Raw genomic sequence first — 13,629 nt, 5'->3', positions numbered from 1 at the left:
TTATTTTCTGATTAGACTTGGTCTGGTTGTAACCCGGGCCTCGCGTTCCTTGAACAATTTATCCCGGACTATGTAAAGCTCTGTTTCTTCTCCCGGTTGCAGGTATGCTTTATCAAATAAAGCACTTGCAATAACGCCTTCTGCCATACACTGCTGATCAGCAACGATTTGACCGTATGGTTTATCGTTTTTCACAAGAATTACATCAATAAGTTCACGTGAGCCAACCAGTCTCTGACCGAGCTTTGCATACATATTAAAGTTACATGGTGACTGCTCTGGCGCAGGAATACGAGAAAGTCGGTCCTGTTGTAAACTGAATCCTGAAGGGACCTCACCAAGAGCCACAGGAGTCAATAAATCAATGATTCTTTGTTTATGATCGTCTTGTTTTGGATCCGTTGGAGCCAGTTCTTCTGACTGGGAGCGGGCCAACATTTCCTCATAGTTTTGCTTATCCAATGAGGTTTCACGTTTGGCTTGCATAGATGGGCTTAAAGATGTAGTAACTGAAATCATCGCACCGGGAACATCAAGCGGTACCAGGGTCAGGTTATAGGTCGATTCAGGTACCTGATCTTCAGACAACATAATCCCGATTGGTTTATCGGTATTAGTTGAAATAAAGACATCGCCACCATTAACAAATATGCTTGCCTCTTCAGCAGGGGTAGAAGTACTGACAGAAGCATTCTTGAAGCTGGTCGATATTCTGTTTTGAAGTCCTCGTGAAACTGGCAGTACCACATTCCCACCAGGCGGCACATTTACACGCTGAACTTCTTTATATCGGTTACGAGCTTCGACATAAAGTTCATCGGCTTTTGACGTGGCGGTCGCATTGGTTGCATTCTGCTGGGAAGAGGTACCTGTTGGTCTCCCATAGCTATCAATTGCACCAGATCGGGTCTGTGCGTCAAATCCGGGGAGACTAGGATTATTTGATAATGCTCCAGTAATAGCGCTTACCGCAGGCGAAGCATTGCTGGCTGGGGAAAGTTGCACGGTAGGGAGATCAGTTGTAGGTTTTTGTCCCTGCGCATTACCGGCTTCACTAAGGTTTGTTTGTGCACCTGACTGTTCAGAACCAGCTTGACCCGGAATAATGGCTTTTGCAGCTCCATTCTGAAATCCGTCAGCACCAACTGGCATTACAACCGGGTTATTAATTGTTGCTGGCAATTGGTATTCTTCAGCGATTACGCAGTTCGAAGTCGTGAGCATGATCAATGCTGTAATTGCGTTGAAGCCTAAGCCCTTTTTTTTAATCATCACTTGTTACCTGTAGACGGTGGCGGATTATCCAGCGTTGCCAGTTGCTCTTTGCCGTTTATCGTAATTTTTTTAATATTCGGTGTTCCGGAATATTGATTTACATATGCAATTCTTGGGCGACCATTTTTCATCCCGAGAACCCATTCATAAGTCCATTTCGATGATTCAGTTTTGTCCGGAACATTTACAAGTCGAGTCGTTTTGGTACCCCAGACATAGACCATGTCATTTTTTGGATCAAAGTAAATATCATTAGGCTTAAAGGTCTGCTCAACACCACGAGCCTGCATGATATTTATCTGCTCCTGTAAAGACTCACTCGTTTTAGCCTGTAGTTCAGGTGAAAGGGCATCGAGGACATAGGCCGTCACAAAGGAAATATTAGTTGGATTAATATTCCCTAAAAGGGTACTAAAAAAGAGAGCCCATTGTGTTTTATAAGATTCCGATGCTTTGTTACCAACAACCGTGATCTCTTCATTCATGTTTGGAGGGGTAACAATCGTCACTGGGTCAGTGAAAAAAAGAATCTTTGCAACCAATAACCCAATGACGGCTATTGAAACAGTATTAATGCGGATAAGTTTTGTATCACGATTAATCAGGGCGCTGTATGTAATTCCAGCACCTGACGCTTCAGCTTGTGGGCTAAATCGTTTTTTAATGTCCAAAAAACGTCCCTTAGCACTTTCATCTTTCTTTACGTATGACTGTTCAAGATCACCGTTTTCATCCTTTTTAGATTTTTTGAAAAAAGGGATGTTAATGCCACTTAGCATTTTCATTCATAGCTCCATCAAGAATACAAATCTCTGATAAATGGATCGTTGAAATAACGGCTACTAAAAACTGCTTTACCTGGCAAAAAACCGAGCCACCAGAGTTTGTGTTTTAGCAATCCTCTTATTCCTGACTCAGCTGCTTTGTTATACGCAATCCAATACACAACCGCTGCTACAACAGAAAACCCGAAGCATTCGAAGATATTCCCAAATGCAACCAGAATGAATGCAAGCCCTAATTTTTTGGCATCCCAAAACAAAATCAGTAGAGGCATGTTGATCCTGAAAGGGAATCTATAGGTATGCTGAGGAACGTCGTTCTGCTTACTCATTAAAAATCCAGAGAGGGGGATGAACCCCCTCATGCATGATTAACAATAAATTACAGCGGTACGCCAGCATCCATAAAGGTGCTGATAATTTTCTCGCCGTTGGCCATTACCAGCATCATGAATAATGAAACCAGTGCCAGGCCCGGGTTAGGCTTAAGGACAGAGAAATATACGCTTGAGATCAACATCGCGGCTGCCAGAATTTTGCCCGGAGCTCCAGTCATACTTTCACTCATGTATGACCAAATATCTCCCAGTGCCCCATCATCTGAACCCGCATATGCCAGACCGCAAAAAAGCACGGTCAGCAGAACAAACAAAATCACTTTTGCGCTTTTTGTTTTAAAAAGTGCAGCCGTGTTAGATTTCTTTTCACTAAGGCCAATATTTAAAGAAAGTTCCATAATTACTCCGTGTAGATTTGAGTTCACGTAAACGCGAATGAATAATACTTTTTTATTCCGATCCTTCCGTTCGCATAAACCCCCTTTTTTTAACGTTTAGCGATTGGTGAATTTTTAAGCAAAGGGCCTAAAGCATAATCTTTGAAAGGTACCAGTGAACGCTTAGTAAAAGTTTGAAAGAGGGGAGGGGGTAAGATTACGTTAAGCTCAATCCTGAAGCTGATGAGACTCCTCAAGCATAAAAGTCACTTTTGATGGTTTGAAAAGCTCTAACTAGATATCGGGCAGGTAACTAAGCTTCATATCTAATCTTTTTTGTTCCCTTATTATCTATCTCTTGATTCTGAGAAGGCCGCATATCACTGTGCTCCCTGGTTCGGCAACTATCAGTTGGAGAAACTACATACAATCCTCGGGCCGGTGCGTCATTCATCTAAATGCCTTTTACACCTCTGGGCGTGAGTGGGACTTTGTCTTGTCCATACGAACATCATTCATTCGAATGCTTTTGGCCAATGCTATTTAAGCAAATGCTTTCTGGCTGAGTCCTTTTGCGAATGAGTCTTTGATATAACTGCATGAATTTTGGGTTGTTTGGTGTACTAACAAAACAAAGGCATTTCTTTGAATGCCATTGGAGTTGTGATGCTTCTGATATTTTTTTGATCTCATATCAAGCACATAGTCCTTCTGATGCCCAATGTCATAGATGTCTTGGACCATTCTCGCTCTTAACAAAGCTGAACTGTGTGTCATTCGACCTAATGCCATTCACCAAAATGCCTTTTTATACCACTGCATAGCTATGCTCGGGATACAGTGGCAAACAAAAGCATTTCAATGAATGAATTTTTGGGATACCGACATCAAAAGCATTTGTATGAATGTAAGAGGCGTAATCCACAAAAGGCATTCACGTGAATAGAGTGCGCACGAAACCATCTTGCTCAACGGCATTTAATGAATGGGCTAGCATGTACGCTTGAGTCAGAAAGGCATACAGATGAATAGTCAGGAGTTCGTTTGAAAAGTTACTTTTTTGCACATTAAGCCGAGATGTAAGACCAGTAGTAAAAGAAGCACTAAGCATAGCACTGATAAATAACTTATTTTTCAGCAGGTTATAACCAGTGCATACCAGATAGCTTTCAACCTTGTTTGGCAAGGGCCAGCTTAGGGCTTCTTTTGAAGATCTGAAATTGTATGTCGCGACCTTTCTTAACTTCTTGATAATCGAGATATCCGATAGATTCAAGTTCCCGCATTGCTTTACGAATTATCTGGTTTTGCGTACGAATAGGGGTTGTAAGAAGCAACCTTTCCCTCAACCGTTTCATATTAACGAACAACGTACCAGCTGGCATTGCTTCAAAATAAATATAGAGAGATTGCGCAGCTTCTTTTTTAGCCAAAATGTATAGAACCTGAAGGCTTAACAATGTCTTATGGTCGTAACGATACAGTTCCCACATAGAAGGATCCCCAACCAGCTCAACAGTATCGCTTGGATCAATCATAGCCTTCTGCACCAGATGCGTTACTGTGAACCGACCACTACGAGAGTCTGAGAAGGCAAGCACTACCGATGCAAGGTTCATTAATGACTCTTTAAAGCGCGCACGAGTTCGTTTGTTGATGTTTGTTGAACTGATACCACACATCTTCGCAAACTCGTTAAAAGTCAGGCTAATCTTCTCGGAAGTAAAACCATATTTACTGAAAGCCATGATGATCCCGAGCCAGCACTTAAAGTCGGTAGACATAGATAGTTTGACACCAGTTATCTTGATGTCGTCATAACCCTCCGATCTTGCAATTTCCATACACGAAAGCTCATCAGAGGCATCAACTTCAAAGTTTCGGTCGCGGTTTTCTTTTGTGCCGACAGGGGTAAATACACTCAATCTCAGCAGGGCCACGGGCTGAACCGACTTGGACGAGTTAGGCGTCAGTTGATAAGTCTTACCTGATTCATTACTGGTTACGTCAAAAGGATGGATTAACTCGTTGTTTTTAATCATTAACTTAACTCGTCGGTGATAAGATTTTCATTTGGCAAACTGTTTATAACATATTCTTGCAAATGCTTTTTACGCATTTACCTAAATGCCATAAGCATTCCAGTAAATGCCTTCCTTATTCATTCAAATGCTTTTCGCATGCATCCGAATGCCGGATCCTTTCATAAAGTTACTATAATCAATGAGTTAAAGATGCCGTGATCTTTACTTGAACTCTATTGATCTTTAGTGATCTAAAGAATTGATCTAACCTGTTGAAAACAATGATAAGTCCATATAAAACAAGGAATAGCGCTCCTTTATCAATATCTACAGATCGCAAACGGAAATGAAAGTGGGTTTACTATCATTGTTTTATTCAAGACAGTTTTTATTTTAATTTTATTAAGCAAATTTTTTGAGTTTACCTTTTAGATGTATCAGCCCTATTTGGCAAATTTGAGGTTCATGTATCATGTAGTAAACAGGAGGAAGATATGAACAACAGCAAACATACAGTCATTGAAGTGGATACTAATCTAGTTGAAATTGAAAAGGGATTTAATCCCCGAGAGGCGGTAATCGGAGATTTGTGTTACGAACAAGAACCTGTCAAATCGATGATTGTGTCAATCAAACAAGCCTTTAAGGAAGGAAGGCAGGTTGATATGATCAAGGTCGTAAAAAGAAAAGGTAAATATTTAGTTCGTCAAGGTCATACTCGTTTTCATGGCTTAAAATTAGCAATTTCTGAAGGTGCTAATATTCCAAAATTATCTGTTATCTTAATCGATTATAAAAACGAAATTGAAGAATACCTTGAGAACCTCGATGGTAACAGAAGCAATGGGCTAAATCCGGTTGGGCAAGCTCATGCATTAGCTCATGCTGTTAGTCTCGGGTATTCGGTTGAAGAACTAGCAATGCGATATCAACGATCAACTACCGCAATTCGTAATATGCTAAAAATCCTTGATATGCCATTAGAGCTTCAACGTTTGATTAGCCTAAATCTAATCAAAAAAACGCTCGCCATTGAAATAATGTTAAAATATTCCAACGATCACAAAATGGTTTTAAAACATATAGAAGGTTTCTTACCTGGCGTTAAGAATATTGAGACTACAACGAGCAAAATTGTAGGCATACCTGAACACAATGCAGCTGGAGCAGGACCAGACACCTTAAATAAAGGCGGACCAGAAAAGAAAAATTCGGCAGTCACACGTAAGACTTTGGGTATTAAGCGCCTCTCGCATAAGAAAACAGAACGGCTAAAATCTGAATTTCTTGAGCTTGTGGAAAGTACACATACGGAATCTATAACGAATACTCAAACAGAACTAAAATTTGGTAGAGATAGTGCACACTTGTTCAAAAATGTTGATAGTAAAAATGTAATATTTTCTGATGATGGTGTTCAAATAATCTTGAATGATGAAAAGCTAAATATTTTATTGTCTTTACTTAACGACGAAAATACAGCAATCATTCTTTCTAAACCAAAATTAGAAGAGCTTCTGGAAATTCGAGATCTCCTTAAGGAATAAAAACCCGAGGATTAGTTGAGTGATTAAACCTATAAAGCTGACTCTTATCGATAATTATAATGATTTGCTTCTAACTCATGAAGTCCTTAAACGCAACATGGAAGAGTTAGAACACGGTAAACGTTTTGACCAATTTCCTGAAGGGCATGACCACTATGAAAAAACTGTGAAAGAAGCTGTAGCAATCGTAGAGGCACGTTTGGAGGTGTTTCGAAAATGAAATCTCTTTTCTTTACTCTTGATGGTCATATGGTACCAGCCTCAGTGAATGTATCCCTTAACGGAGATGGAAATTATTATGCACCTATCGAAAGAGAATGTAACGAATGTGCGGGCACAGGCCACAAAGGGGCTGATGTATGTGAAAAGTGTCATGGGGTGCAAACAGTTGGACCCATTATTGAAAAATTAGTGGTACTAGAGCCAATTACCTTTCTCGATAACATTCCGGAACTGCGTGTTAACCCAACACTCGAAGCATGGAAATCCAGAAACCACGTACTTATTGAGAAAGCAAAAAAGGCTAACACTAAGTTTTCTAATAGTATATTGGCGCAACTAGACAATAACCGTTTTTTGACAGAACGCCAGCTGGATTGTTTCTTTACAACCTTTGATGTGATGTTGTCTGAAACTCCGGAAAATGAACAAGAAATTTTAAAACATAGCTACAATATCGGCCAGGTCATAAGCATTGAACTAACATTTACTGAAGTCAGGGCCGCGTACGCAAAAAGTAAAGGGAGTTATTTTTTTACATTTACTGGTAAAGTTAGAAATGACGGGATCGCTTTAACGGCCGATAAACAGGATCACATTTTATTGGGTGAACGTTATCATTTGACTGGAAAAGTCAGAAAATTCTATGATTTTGATTCGAAAAATTATGCTGCAATAACAGTTTTTAAGTTAAGTAAACTCCAAGACAGTTAAATGTTTTACTGCTTAAATATAGAGCCAAGACTTAAACTGTCGTTAGGACTCACTCACGTAATATTGTTGCTTACGCAATGGGTTTTATCCCTCATAAAGATCTGCGAGTATAAATCTTTTACATTTAAATTCCCCTCTATCACAACCTTTTCAATAGTAAAAAAATGATAATCTTATTAATTATAATTTTTAATTTTTTGTATACCAATACCATACAGTTAAGGCTAAAAGGTGATGATGGAGATGGACTTTAAAATGCACAATGATCTGGGTCTCGGTTTCATTTGTAAAAATGCAAGAACATCGTCAAAGCCAACGTTAAGAAAAGTTACTTTTCCGGTAAGCGCATATGAAACGTCTAAGCTTTCTTTAACCGGTTTTCAATGCCCCACAGCCTGCCGATTTCCTTTTTTTGTGCTATGCATGATAATCCATAACCATCTTTCGTCTGCATGCCCTATCAACCAAAATGAATGTTCAAATCATATATCGCAATTTTCTATCGACATTAAAGTACAAGATTGGCTTAGCCGTTCAAGAGTAGCGTTTATTGATTTCCATAATCTAAGAAATACAGATAAAACCACATTAATAACAGTGGAACATCTTGAAGCTTTACTTACTGTTATGTCAACTACTCTTGTCGCTTACGCTCCATATTCAAAAAAGAGACTTAACTTTAGCTTTCTAAATTCATTTACTTTGTCTAAAACTTCTCAAAGTTACACATTAACTTTCCCGGTAGTTCTCAGTCCGCTTTTAGATGCTCTTGGCGGTTTCATTCAGGAATGCATAACCGAAAAATTGTTAAAACGACGAAATTCGAATTTCATGGTTTACGAGTATCTTAAACGTTCAGGCCAGAGCTCTCATAAAGTGGAGGACATTAATAACGACTTACAGCTTAAAACTCTAAATATAAGACTTATGAGCGTCCTTACTGGGCTTTCTCAGCAAGGACTCATTTCATTTATTTGCGAAGGAAAGAGGGGCGACCGGAGAATAGAAGAGCTTCAGTTTATACCTTATGTTCAACGAACTCACCCTGAGGTATTAACTTTTCAGGAATGGATTAGCCCCGTTGATTAGAATTAACTCTATTTCAGCACGGCCAGTATTTCTGTTTCCGTTTTCCGTGTATTTGGCTTACTTCCTACGGATCGGTAAGCGCTGAGTCTGTGTATGACGAATCCACGCTCTTCATAGAGGCCCAAAGTGAATGGTGTCAGGCTATTTGATATCGCAACAGCAGCGCCTTTTCTGTGAGCGTCAACGAGCATATTTGCTAACAGCACGTGGTCGCTTTGGCTGAACGGTTTACCATCGTAACTGACAAAACTAGTTTTGCTTGTTTTGTCATATGGCGGATCACAATAAATCTGATCTCCTTCGCCGGTTGCGGCCAGAGTCTCCTCAAAACCAGCGGTGATCAGTTCAATACCTGAAAGACGAAATGAAAGGTAGTCTATTTTATTGAAGTCAAGCTTCAGTTCTGTATGTTTCCCCCAGGGCACTGAATAGATTCTTTCTGAGTTATAGCGGCACATACCGTTATAGCCCAGGCGATTCAGGGAGTAAAACAAAGCCGCTCTTTGAAGCGGTTGACCAGAAATACAGGTTTTGTTGAAACGGTCCCTCATCTCATAGTAGTCCTTTTCGACAAAGGTTTTATCCGCTAGGTTTTGGACCTGATTTATAAAGTTAGTTTTCTGTCTTTGAATAGTCCTGTATAGGTTGATCAAGTCTGGATTGCTATCTGCAAGCAATGCATTTTGTGCAAACATGTTCAGAAAAACGGCACCACCGCCTATAAAGGGTTCTACCCACCGGCAACTATGATCGTGTGGGTAGTGATGGCTGATGAAAGGCATCAGTTTCGTTTTTCCACCAGCCCATTTGATTATCGGCATGTGTCTGAGATGTCGAGTCAAAGTGTCTATACCTGAGAGAGAAATTTAGGTGCTGGTATCGTACCTAACCACGGGCTTTAACTAATAACTTAGGGAGCAAAAAAAAGTTGTTTAAGACGCACAGTTTTGACTTTCAGCATTGCGGATTTATAAGATTTTTCCTCACTGATACCTGAACTTTATGTTTTGGATTTATGTCTTTGTTTATGAAGCGATTTTGATGCCATCACAAGAAATGGGGAGCCCTCTTTTTTTGTGAAAAATCAGAATAGGCTCAAAAAGTACCTTTTTTGCGAAAAATTATGGATTTTTTTTTCGGTAGTATCCCCGCTACGCAGAAAGTAAGCAGAAAAATGTAACGGAGCCCCTATGAGTGTTTTACTGACAGAACCTACACAGCAAGCTAATGACAAGGTCTTTAAAACGGCCCATGTTGCCTTTTCAGTAGTTACTGGCACAGGTCGTTACGTCACTGGGCTTAAACAGTTCCGTGATGCAAACCCTGAACTTTGTACTGAAGTAAGTGACCAGAAAGCATGGGCTATCCACCCTTCAGTAATTCAGGTCACGCCAGGCTTCAACTCCCGCGAAATGGGAATGGGTGACGATTACTATAAGCTCCCTGAGGTTGAAGAACACATCTACAACATCAAGAATGCCTACATTCGAGGTGACTATGTAGACCCTATCCGAGTACGTGTCATTGATGGGGTACCTTTTGTTCGCCAGGGGCACTGCCGTTTAAAAGCCGCAATGATGGCATGTGATGAAGATCATGACATCACAATCCTTTGCGTTGAGATTAAAGAAGATGAAATTGGCTGTGAGCTCGCGACCATTGATGGTAACCGTGGTCTTGCGCTTTCTCCTGTTGCGCTTGGCGAGTCCTATCGTCGCCTACATTCTCTTGCTGGCTGGTCACTCGAACGAATTGCTCAACGTGAAAATAAAAGCCCGACGACCATCAGTTCTCTTATCCGCCTGACAACCTGTTCTGTTGTTATCAAGAAATGGATTCATGCTGACGCTATTTCGTATGTTAACGTGCTTTCACTGATCGATGAGCTCGGTGAAACAGAAGCAATTTCACGTATCAAGAAGATGATCGCGGAACTTGAGCAGGCCGATGCGAATGGCATCACGGTGAAAAAAACCCAACATGGTCAGGTACGAGTCAGACCTTCAGACTTCAAGCCAGCACGGATTCCGCCGGTTATTGCCACAAAAGCCGTAGAAGGCGTCAAACTCATCACCACCAGCTTATTACAGAAACTGGGGGATATTGAATTGCCGGAGATGACAGATTCAAGTGCTGACGAAGAAATCAACATTACGTTGAACCGCAGTACTCTGGAGATGCTGAGAAATCTTTCAAAAGAGATCACAGAATCAGAGAACAAGCAGCTTCGCCGTGCGGAGAATCGTCAGGCAAAACTTAATGGTGAGAAGCCAAAATACCCACGTAAAAAAAATGCTAAGAAGGCAGGGGAAGAGACCGATCAGGATACTGACCCACAGCCGGACGCAGAATAATTTACTTTTGGCAAAGTGTTGGTTTTGTCAGAGTCATTAAGGATTCAGGCTTTTTGCCCGCCTTTTTTAAACCTCCATGTATCGTTCTTGCCCCGTTTATGCGGGGCTTTTTTTTTGCTTCTTTCTATGAGTTGACATCTTTAAGTTTTATTCAGAGACATAAAAAACTTTTTCGTGTCACTGAACCTATTAGGTTACAGAGCGACGTTGCTATCCTGGTAAAAGTTTTTTCTAAAGGACCGGTAAAATGTCATCTCTTGATTCTGAAGCTAAACCCGATAATGCAGGTCACAGCGTACTGGCTTTAACAACCTCTCATAGCCTGGTGGTTAGCTCTTCTGAAACATTTCTTCCAGATATGCGCAAAGAGCTCGGCATTATCGCGGATCTTGTTGAGTCCTATAATGATGAACTCTGCTTGTTGAAACACATGGCTGTCCAGTTCAAAACCCACAATCACCAGAAACTTTATTCTTATCTCTCAGGCTACAACCACAGTATCTCTGAAGCGGATGCCTTGTTCGCGGAAAACGCTCTGAGATCTGAATACTGGAAACGCGTTATGGCACTCACTGATGTTTTGCCTATCATGTCGGATGCCAAACGTAACGAATGGGATAAGCAGTTTACGGCCGACCGCTATATTATGCCGCCTCAGGTGATCCCTGATTTCACAGCTGACGCTGTAGTAGGCACAGTCGTTGCTTTGCTTAATGACCGCAATCAATTTATTAAAGAAAGGGTTTACGACGTCTTCCAGTCTCTGAGCCGCAGTCATAAGACAAACAAAGCTTTTGGGTTCTCCACCCGCATGATCACTACCGGAGTTTGCGAGCCGTCTAAATACCCCTGGCAGAAATTAAGGGTGGATTTTAAAGAGTCTGGCATTTCACCACTGAGCGAGCTCCGCGTTATATGCGCATTCTTCCGTGGCGAACAGGTGAAGGCGATCCATAACACCAAATCATTGGTTGAGGCGTTGGTCGAACATGAGGGGTTCAGAAAATGGATCTGCATCGATGGCAACAGTATTCGTTTCAGGGTTTACAAAAATGGATCAATGCATATTGACGTCCACCCTGATATCGCCGAGCGGCTTAACAATATTTTATCAGCTATCGTACCGCTGGCATTACCTGCCGACCGCATGGCTCATAGCAAGAAATCTTTGGAGGCATTCCCTGTACTTAAGCAGTGCATCGACTTTGATACCCGGATGCAGCTTTCTGAACTAATGTTTAAAAATGACGGGGACAATAAATGGAGTTGCTGGACATCTTTAGGGTCTCTCGCCGAACGCAAATCTTCGAGTGTTGCCGCTGACACCCTTCGGTTCTTAGGGGCAACAGTAACAAAATACGATGTGACATTTTCCTATGATCCGTGTGAGGTTATTCGTTACATCGGCCAGATAGGGGAGATGCCTGATATTGTATCGCATCAGTTTTACCCTTCATCTTGCCGAATCAGCGAATATGTATATTCCCTGCTCGGTGCAGGGGAAGGGGATACCCTCCTGGAGCCTAATATTGGCCATGCGGATTTGCTTAAATCATTCCCTGCCGGTGTGATCGTTACTGGCATCGAGCTTGATACTTTGAATTGCCTTATCTCCCGGGCTAAGGGATACGATACGACAGAAGCTGACTTCCTCACATGGTCTAAGTCTAATCAACAGAAGAAGTTTGATTATGTCGTGATGAACCCACCTTTTGCCGATAACCGGGCCAGGCTGCATCTCCAGGCAGCTGCATCTCATCTCGCAGCCGGGGGATCTCTAGCAGCCGTTCTTCCATTATCTCTTCAGGGGCTCGATAACCTTCTGGGGGAAGAATTCCGGACGGAATGGATGGACGTTTTTGAGAACGAGTTTGAAAACACGACCGTTTCGGTTCGCATCCTGTACGCCGAACGTATTCAACAAGAGGAAGTCCTATGAGCAACCAACCCACCAGCCTGCCAGAAGAAGATATTGAGTTTGTTATGGATACCTTTCAGAGGAGCATGGGTAAATCCAAACCTGTCAGGGATACTCAAATAGAGGGCGAGAAACCGCAAAGTAAAGAGTCCGCAAACTCAACTGAAAACCCCGGTTATGAAGAATTCTTTTAATTACGCTCATGATATCCTGGTGCAGTTATTTAGAATGATATTTGAGGGATGGGGGACATTGTGATTAAAAGGCGTAACATTCGACGATCAGTTTATGGATTGCTTATTGTTCTTATCGCCGGAAATGTGTGGTTAGGCCTTAGAGCTGATAAAATTCATAAAGTGCGTTATCAGGATTTCTGGTCACCGGCAACTGTGATTAAAGTAACTGTAATGCCTTCAACGAATGAAATCCAGCTCAGTGGTAAAATCCCTAAATCGGTAAGAGTTTCAAACAATTATGTTGAGTACTCGTTACCGGGCACACTCTCGGACAAGACCATTTACCGAAGCGTGTTAGAAGATGAGATGCTCACTTTGCTTAATGCTGGAGGTCAACTTGAAGTTAAATACACTCTGGACAAGCAGACAAATCGAACTAAGGTATGCACTAAGTGCTTACGGGTGATTAAAGATATTAACCATCAATATTCAGCCACTGAGGTAAAGCATGGGCAGTCCTAAATTTGAAATTGCTGAGCAAATTAAAATGTGGATCGTTGTTTATCTAGTTTGCTTTTTAGCACTTTACTGTGTGTTAAGCGCTCTACATGCGCTTTATGATCCGCTAAATTTACCTGCCCTGACGTGGCCTATCAGCTGGTTCGTGGTGCCTGAAATGACAAGTTTTGGCAGTGCATTATTAGCTTTTGTCCTAACGCCAGGCCTTTGCTCTATAATTGCTGTTTTATTCGGTAAGTCTACCTTTAAAAAAGCTAAAACAAAAATATAGAGTTAATTAGATTGGTGGCTCAGGTT

General features: G+C 41.3%; 15 protein-coding genes. 9 read left to right on the top strand and 6 right to left on the bottom strand.

What is annotated here, in order from left to right:
- The 5 genes from ACOTXR_RS22520 to ACOTXR_RS22500 form a co-directional block, all read right to left on the bottom strand.
- The gene (locus tag ACOTXR_RS22520; protein ID WP_000592092.1) at nt 1–1,272 is read right to left on the bottom strand and encodes a TraK domain-containing protein; all 1,272 of its coding nucleotides are present in this window, start codon (nt 1,270–1,272) and stop codon (nt 1–3) included.
- A complete protein-coding gene (locus ACOTXR_RS22515) occupies nt 1,272–2,060 on the bottom strand; it encodes a TraE/TraK family type IV conjugative transfer system protein (protein WP_000783153.1) in 789 nt (262 codons plus the stop codon). Before ACOTXR_RS22515 ends, ACOTXR_RS22520 begins: the two co-directional genes overlap by 1 nt.
- Nucleotides 2,061–2,071: 11 nt before the next feature.
- Nucleotides 2,072–2,422, bottom strand: coding sequence for a type IV conjugative transfer system protein TraL (locus ACOTXR_RS22510; protein ID WP_001447770.1), 351 nt, complete (start codon nt 2,420–2,422; stop codon nt 2,072–2,074).
- Nucleotides 2,423–2,439: 17 nt separating this feature from the next.
- Nucleotides 2,440–2,793, bottom strand: a complete 354-nt coding sequence (locus ACOTXR_RS22505) for a hypothetical protein (protein WP_000423602.1) — start codon at nt 2,791–2,793, stop codon at nt 2,440–2,442.
- 1,148 nt (nt 2,794–3,941) lie between these two features.
- Complete coding sequence (locus ACOTXR_RS22500; RefSeq protein WP_421767118.1) at nt 3,942–4,814, bottom strand: RepB family plasmid replication initiator protein; 873 nt, start codon at nt 4,812–4,814, stop codon at nt 3,942–3,944.
- Nucleotides 4,815–5,290: 476 nt separating this feature from the next.
- On the opposite strand from ACOTXR_RS22500, the gene ACOTXR_RS22495 reads away from it, so the two are divergent.
- From ACOTXR_RS22495 to ACOTXR_RS22480, 4 genes are all read left to right on the top strand, one after another.
- On the top strand, nt 5,291–6,343 hold the full coding sequence (locus ACOTXR_RS22495; protein WP_001065778.1) for a hypothetical protein: 1,053 nt from the start codon (nt 5,291–5,293) through the stop codon (nt 6,341–6,343).
- A 19-nt stretch (nt 6,344–6,362) separates the two neighbouring features.
- The gene (locus ACOTXR_RS22490) at nt 6,363–6,563 is read left to right on the top strand and encodes a hypothetical protein (protein WP_000594930.1); all 201 of its coding nucleotides are present in this window, start codon (nt 6,363–6,365) and stop codon (nt 6,561–6,563) included.
- Nucleotides 6,560–7,276 carry a zinc finger-like domain-containing protein gene (locus tag ACOTXR_RS22485; protein WP_000838219.1) on the top strand — a complete coding sequence of 239 codons (717 nt, stop codon included), beginning with the start codon at nt 6,560–6,562 and terminating at the stop codon, nt 7,274–7,276. Before ACOTXR_RS22490 ends, ACOTXR_RS22485 begins: the two co-directional genes overlap by 4 nt.
- Before the next feature lie 234 nt (nt 7,277–7,510).
- Nucleotides 7,511–8,365 carry a hypothetical protein gene (locus tag ACOTXR_RS22480; RefSeq protein WP_000970401.1) on the top strand — a complete coding sequence of 285 codons (855 nt, stop codon included), beginning with the start codon at nt 7,511–7,513 and terminating at the stop codon, nt 8,363–8,365.
- A gap of 8 nt (nt 8,366–8,373) precedes the next feature.
- Here ACOTXR_RS22480 and ACOTXR_RS22475 read toward each other — a convergent pair whose 3' ends face one another.
- Nucleotides 8,374–9,186 carry a DNA adenine methylase gene (locus tag ACOTXR_RS22475; protein ID WP_001121574.1) on the bottom strand — a complete coding sequence of 271 codons (813 nt, stop codon included), beginning with the start codon at nt 9,184–9,186 and terminating at the stop codon, nt 8,374–8,376.
- A 369-nt stretch (nt 9,187–9,555) separates the two neighbouring features.
- Between ACOTXR_RS22475 and ACOTXR_RS22470 the strand changes: the two genes are divergently transcribed.
- The 5 genes from ACOTXR_RS22470 (at nt 9,556) to ACOTXR_RS22450 (ending at nt 13,603) form a co-directional block, all read left to right on the top strand.
- Nucleotides 9,556–10,719 carry a hypothetical protein gene (locus tag ACOTXR_RS22470; protein ID WP_000114860.1) on the top strand — a complete coding sequence of 388 codons (1,164 nt, stop codon included), beginning with the start codon at nt 9,556–9,558 and terminating at the stop codon, nt 10,717–10,719.
- 247 nt (nt 10,720–10,966) lie between these two features.
- Nucleotides 10,967–12,658: a DUF4942 domain-containing protein gene (locus tag ACOTXR_RS22465; protein WP_000096325.1), complete on the top strand. Its 1,692-nt coding sequence runs from the start codon at nt 10,967–10,969 to the stop codon at nt 12,656–12,658.
- Nucleotides 12,655–12,831: a hypothetical protein gene (locus ACOTXR_RS22460; protein WP_000070862.1), complete on the top strand. Its 177-nt coding sequence runs from the start codon at nt 12,655–12,657 to the stop codon at nt 12,829–12,831. Before ACOTXR_RS22465 ends, ACOTXR_RS22460 begins: the two co-directional genes overlap by 4 nt.
- A gap of 60 nt (nt 12,832–12,891) precedes the next feature.
- A complete protein-coding gene (locus ACOTXR_RS22455) occupies nt 12,892–13,335 on the top strand; it encodes a hypothetical protein (protein WP_001805248.1) in 444 nt (147 codons plus the stop codon).
- Complete coding sequence (locus ACOTXR_RS22450; RefSeq protein ID WP_000535423.1) at nt 13,322–13,603, top strand: hypothetical protein; 282 nt, start codon at nt 13,322–13,324, stop codon at nt 13,601–13,603. The genes ACOTXR_RS22455 and ACOTXR_RS22450 overlap by 14 nt, the downstream gene beginning before the upstream one ends.
- The last annotated feature ends 26 nt before the right edge of the window (nt 13,604–13,629 follow it).

This window comes from Enterobacter cloacae complex sp. IR53030 (genome assembly GCF_049238365.1).
In the GTDB taxonomy this organism is placed as follows: Bacteria; Pseudomonadota; Gammaproteobacteria; order Enterobacterales; family Enterobacteriaceae; genus Enterobacter; species Enterobacter kobei.
This window is presented reverse-complemented; position numbering and strand designations above follow the sequence as displayed.

Bases quoted from the DNA above. Each gene is read 5' to 3' on its own strand.
- ACOTXR_RS22520 (WP_000592092.1), bottom strand. From the start codon at position 1,272: ATGATTAAAAAAAAGGGCTTAGGCTTCAACGCAATTACAGCATTGATC.
- ACOTXR_RS22515 (WP_000783153.1), bottom strand. From the start codon at position 2,060: ATGAAAATGCTAAGTGGCATTAACATCCCTTTTTTCAAAAAATCTAAA.
- ACOTXR_RS22510 (WP_001447770.1), bottom strand. From the start codon at position 2,422: ATGAGGGGGTTCATCCCCCTCTCTGGATTTTTAATGAGTAAGCAGAAC.
- ACOTXR_RS22505 (WP_000423602.1), bottom strand. From the start codon at position 2,793: ATGGAACTTTCTTTAAATATTGGCCTTAGTGAAAAGAAATCTAACACG.
- ACOTXR_RS22500 (WP_421767118.1), bottom strand. From the start codon at position 4,814: ATGATTAAAAACAACGAGTTAATCCATCCTTTTGACGTAACCAGTAAT.
- ACOTXR_RS22495 (WP_001065778.1), top strand. From the start codon at position 5,291: ATGAACAACAGCAAACATACAGTCATTGAAGTGGATACTAATCTAGTT.
- ACOTXR_RS22485 (WP_000838219.1), top strand. From the start codon at position 6,560: ATGAAATCTCTTTTCTTTACTCTTGATGGTCATATGGTACCAGCCTCA.
- ACOTXR_RS22480 (WP_000970401.1), top strand. From the start codon at position 7,511: ATGATGGAGATGGACTTTAAAATGCACAATGATCTGGGTCTCGGTTTC.
- ACOTXR_RS22475 (WP_001121574.1), bottom strand. From the start codon at position 9,186: ATGCCGATAATCAAATGGGCTGGTGGAAAAACGAAACTGATGCCTTTC.
- ACOTXR_RS22470 (WP_000114860.1), top strand. From the start codon at position 9,556: ATGAGTGTTTTACTGACAGAACCTACACAGCAAGCTAATGACAAGGTC.
- ACOTXR_RS22465 (WP_000096325.1), top strand. From the start codon at position 10,967: ATGTCATCTCTTGATTCTGAAGCTAAACCCGATAATGCAGGTCACAGC.
- ACOTXR_RS22460 (WP_000070862.1), top strand. From the start codon at position 12,655: ATGAGCAACCAACCCACCAGCCTGCCAGAAGAAGATATTGAGTTTGTT.
- ACOTXR_RS22450 (WP_000535423.1), top strand. From the start codon at position 13,322: ATGGGCAGTCCTAAATTTGAAATTGCTGAGCAAATTAAAATGTGGATC.